The following is an 830-nucleotide window of genomic DNA, read 5'->3' as shown; positions in this document are numbered from 1 at the left end:
ATTACATCCCATCTTCGTGTCCAAATCTATTCTTAATCTCTCGAATAAACGCCGCCTTCCCCTTGAAACTCTCCCCTGCTATAAGTGCCTCTAACTTCTCCAACTCCTCACCCGTCAAGGACCCTCGCAATTCTTCCATCTTATCCTTATAGGTCACATAATCCTCTAAATCTAACTGACGAGAAGGTATACTAAATGCGATCTCACTAATCTCCTCATACGCTAACTTATTAAACTTGCGCTTTTTACTCTCTTGCTTGCGTATCTGATCCTTCACATAATTCGTCATCTTTGTCTTATAATATACAAATAACTGCCGACTCCCTACTAACTCCGGATGCTCCTTTACCAATAAATATAAAACCAACATCCCTTCTTGATCCCAATCCGCTCGAGTCCATAATTGAATATGATAAACTCGCTGTAACCGTAATACAATCGGTCTTACTTCCAGATAAATACGTTCAAATGATGTCATACTGCATCTCCTTTTTTTTGATGATGCTAGTGTACACAATTTTTTCAAATTTGAACATGACATATATGTCATGTTACTTACTGAAACCTTTTTAATTCTTTTACGAATCAAATCTCTCATTTTTCTTTAAAAATAGAAAAAAACGCTGATTTCTCAACGTTCTACCTTCTTCTTTACTCCGCCAACAGGGCTCGAACCTGTGACATCATGATTAACAGTCATGCGCTCTACCAACTGAGCTATGGCGGATTCTAGCTAAGCGACTCCCTTATCTCACAGGGGGCAACCCCCAACTACTTCAGGCGTGCTAGGGCTTAACTGCTGTGTTCGGCATGGGAACAGGTGTATCTCC

The 830-nt window shown here is 40.2% G+C and carries 1 protein-coding gene, 1 tRNA gene and 1 rRNA gene; all 3 read right to left on the bottom strand.

What is annotated here, in order from left to right; genetic code table 11:
• Position 1: 1 nt before the first annotated feature.
• Complete coding sequence (locus ACFORF_RS03450; protein ID WP_380425528.1) at positions 2-478, bottom strand: sigma-70 family RNA polymerase sigma factor; 477 nt, start codon at positions 476-478, stop codon at positions 2-4.
• Between the two features lie 176 nt (positions 479-654).
• Positions 655-727: transfer RNA gene (locus tag ACFORF_RS03445), tRNA-Asn, on the bottom strand.
• A gap of 5 nt (positions 728-732) precedes the next feature.
• A 5S ribosomal RNA gene (gene rrf, locus ACFORF_RS03440) occupies positions 733-830 on the bottom strand; the annotation flags it as partial.

The organism is Streptococcus caprae (assembly GCF_042649745.1).
Lineage (GTDB): Bacteria > Bacillota > Bacilli > Lactobacillales > Streptococcaceae > Streptococcus > Streptococcus caprae.
Note: the sequence above shows the minus strand (reverse complement) of the source record. Positions and strands in the feature narration are given on the sequence as shown.